At 53.0% G+C, this 2,532-nt stretch carries 5 protein-coding genes; 3 read left to right on the top strand and 2 right to left on the bottom strand.

Annotation, left to right across the window (positions count from 1 at the left end; all coding sequences use genetic code 11):
• Together Q8Q07_03050 and Q8Q07_03045 are read left to right on the top strand one after the other, a co-directional pair.
• The coding region (locus tag Q8Q07_03050) for a DUF2335 domain-containing protein (GenBank protein ID MDP3879270.1) at positions 1-354 on the top strand (354 nt) is incomplete at its 5' end.
• Between the two features lie 35 nt (positions 355-389).
• Positions 390-548 carry a hypothetical protein gene (locus tag Q8Q07_03045; GenBank protein ID MDP3879269.1) on the top strand — a complete coding sequence of 53 codons (159 nt, stop codon included), beginning with the start codon at positions 390-392 and terminating at the stop codon, positions 546-548.
• A gap of 33 nt (positions 549-581) precedes the next feature.
• Here the strand turns inward: Q8Q07_03045 and Q8Q07_03040 are convergent, their stop codons facing one another.
• Positions 582-1,592 carry a radical SAM protein gene (locus tag Q8Q07_03040; GenBank protein MDP3879268.1) on the bottom strand — a complete coding sequence of 337 codons (1,011 nt, stop codon included), beginning with the start codon at positions 1,590-1,592 and terminating at the stop codon, positions 582-584.
• Between the two features lie 36 nt (positions 1,593-1,628).
• Here Q8Q07_03040 and Q8Q07_03035 point away from each other — a divergent pair, with 36 nt between their 5' ends.
• The gene (locus Q8Q07_03035) at positions 1,629-1,949 is read left to right on the top strand and encodes a hypothetical protein (GenBank protein ID MDP3879267.1); all 321 of its coding nucleotides are present in this window, start codon (positions 1,629-1,631) and stop codon (positions 1,947-1,949) included.
• Here the strand turns inward: Q8Q07_03035 and Q8Q07_03030 are convergent.
• Positions 1,931-2,443, bottom strand: coding sequence for an N-acetyltransferase family protein (locus Q8Q07_03030; GenBank protein ID MDP3879266.1), 513 nt, complete (start codon positions 2,441-2,443; stop codon positions 1,931-1,933). The genes Q8Q07_03035 and Q8Q07_03030 overlap by 19 nt on opposite strands.
• Positions 2,444-2,532 lie beyond the last annotated feature (89 nt).

Below are 2,532 nucleotides of genomic sequence, written 5' to 3'. Positions count from 1 at the left end.
CCAATACCTTATCCTTTAATCCTAAAGGAATATGAGAACATACTCCCAGGTTCTACTGAGCGTATTTTCCGAATGGCTGAGAACCAAGCTAACCACAGACAAATCTTGGAAAGGACGGTTATCATTGGAGACAGCAAACGGGCAAATCTTGGTCTATGGGTTGGAGGGTTTATTGCCTTTCTGTTCTTGGCTGGAGCAGTATTCTTGATATACAATGGACACGATTGGGCTGGTGCTACTTTGGGAACAGTGGATGTGGCAAGTATAGTTGGAGTTTTCATATACGGCACTATAAGTCGCAAGTCAGAGCGTTTGCAAAAAGCGCAGCGGATGAACCGCTCCAAGCGAACTTAATCTAAAACTGGTTTTACGTTACGGTATATGGTACAATGAACCATAAATCAGGCGACCAGCCAGAAAAGGACTTTGTAATGACCGATAAACCGCTTCCCGACTTAAAAACCTTTATTGAAAACGTAAATAAGAAAGACAGTCAAAACGGCAAGAAGATCCGCTTCGGCTTCACCAAGCGGAAGCGGAAAGGCTAAGAATAGAAAGCCTTACCATGGACTAACTGCCGCCTACTCAAACGGGTGCTCCTGGCGTGCGAAATCAGGCACATAGTTCCCGGATGCTCCCAGCTCCTGCAGCCAGCCGTTCTCCAGTCCCAACCTGTTCACCAGTTTGACGACCTCCGCATACTCTGCGGCTGATATTGTCCTGGACAGAAGGGGAATCCTCCCGGCGCGGTGCGCCGGAAAGTACTGAGCCATGATGCTTACCGTAACCGCGGGCGAGACCTCCTCCGCCAGCCAGGTGAGCGATTCCTCGCTGCCGGCCAGTCCGTTGGGCAGTATCAGGTGACGCACAATCAGTCCACGTTGCGCCAGTCCGGCTCCATCCAGCACCACCTCTCCCACCTGCCGGTACATCTCCTTGATGGCAGCGCGGCTATGCAATACGTAATCAGGAGCCTGGGAAAACTTCACCGACCATTTATCGGAGGCGTACCTGAGGTCCGGCAGGTAGATGCTGATGATGCCGTCGAGCAACTCCAGTGAGCTAACCGAATCATAGCCGCTGCTGTTGTAGACCAGCGGCAGGCGCAGTCCCATCGGCACCGCTTCCAGCACCGCCCGCACCAGCTGGGGGACGAAGTGGGAGGGGGAAACGAAGTTGATATTATGGCAGCCCAGTACGTTCTGGAGGTAAAGCATGTATTCCGCCAGAGTGCGAACGTCTACTTCCTTCGCCTGCTGTTTAGTCCAGTCCTGGCTTATCTGGTGGTTCTGGCAGTAGACGCACCTCAGGTTGCAGTTACCGAAGAATACCGTCCCGGAGCCGCGGCTCCCGGAAAGGACCGGTTCCTCGCCATGATGGGCACAAAATGAGGAAACAATGGGTAAATAGCCCGAGTGACAAAATTTCCTTTCTCCCTTCAGCCGGTTGACGCCGCACACCCGGGGGCAAATATCACAGGTGCTGAGCCGCGACTTAAGTACTTCCGCCCGGCGTCTTAACTCACCGGAGCGGTAAAGGGACAGGTATCCCGGCTCAAATAATGATTTCCGGTTGTCATCTACTATCTTCATGCTTTATTATATTGCCACATGTTGAATAAGCTGCTTTTGCTTAAATACATTCATACGATAATCTTCTTTTTCCAGGCGGCCTGCCTCTTCTATATATTGTACGCCGGCATCGTCAGGGCTTACAACCTGCTCCTGCTGCTAGCCATCGGCTCAATTCTAATCAACGGGGTGATGCTGATGCTCAATGAGTGGAAGTGCCCGCTGACCACCTTTGCCGAGAGGCACGGGGCAATGAAGGGTTCAGTCACCGATATTTTCCTGCCGGACTGGATTGCCCCCGGTGTCTTCAGGGTTGCCGCCGTGCTATTTCCCGCGGAGCTTGTTTTACTGACTTTCCGTTACTTCACCGGGCTTTGAGGTGAGGGGTATATTTTCTGCATCATATGCACGTCAAGAAGTCGGCCAAACTTCCTGCCGACCTCCCTCATCACACCGATGTGCTCGAAACCGGCGCTCTCGTGGAGGTGGATGCTGACGCTGTTGCCGGCGGTGATGCGGGCAATGACTGTGTGCAGTCCCACCTTCTCACCTGCGAGAAGAATCTCTTCCAGGAGCTTCCCGCCGATACCTCTCCTCCAGAACATCAGTTTTACATAAAGAGAAACCTCCACGGTATCGGCGTAAGCGTTGTGGTGTGACCACTCGCTGAGAGACGCCCAGCCGACAACGCCGCCGTCCAGCTCGGCAACCAGCACCGGTCTTCTGGTGCCGTGATGAGCGAACCAGGCTTCCTGTTCGGTGACGGTCTTTGGCTTGATATCGAACGAGGCGTCCGTGTTCAGCACCGCTTCATTATAGATTTCGGTGATGGCTTTGAGGTCAGCTAAATTTGCCGTTCTGATGGTAACCATTCACTTTACTCCAGAAACCGCAGATGCATTAGCGGGCAGGACGCCACCAGAGAAGAGCGGAGCGCATACCATCAGGCCAGATATACCGG

This window comes from Dehalococcoidales bacterium (assembly GCA_030698765.1).
GTDB lineage: Bacteria > Chloroflexota > Dehalococcoidia > Dehalococcoidales > UBA2162 > JAUYMF01.
This window is presented reverse-complemented; position numbering and strand designations above follow the sequence as displayed.

What these genes read in the sequence shown, in the direction of transcription:
- Q8Q07_03040 (MDP3879268.1), bottom strand. Translation starts at nt 1,592, where the DNA reads ATGAAGATAGTAGATGACAACCGGAAATCATTATTTGAGCCGGGATAC.
- Q8Q07_03030 (MDP3879266.1), bottom strand. Translation starts at nt 2,443, where the DNA reads ATGGTTACCATCAGAACGGCAAATTTAGCTGACCTCAAAGCCATCACC.
- Q8Q07_03045 (MDP3879269.1), top strand. Translation starts at nt 390, where the DNA reads ATGAACCATAAATCAGGCGACCAGCCAGAAAAGGACTTTGTAATGACC.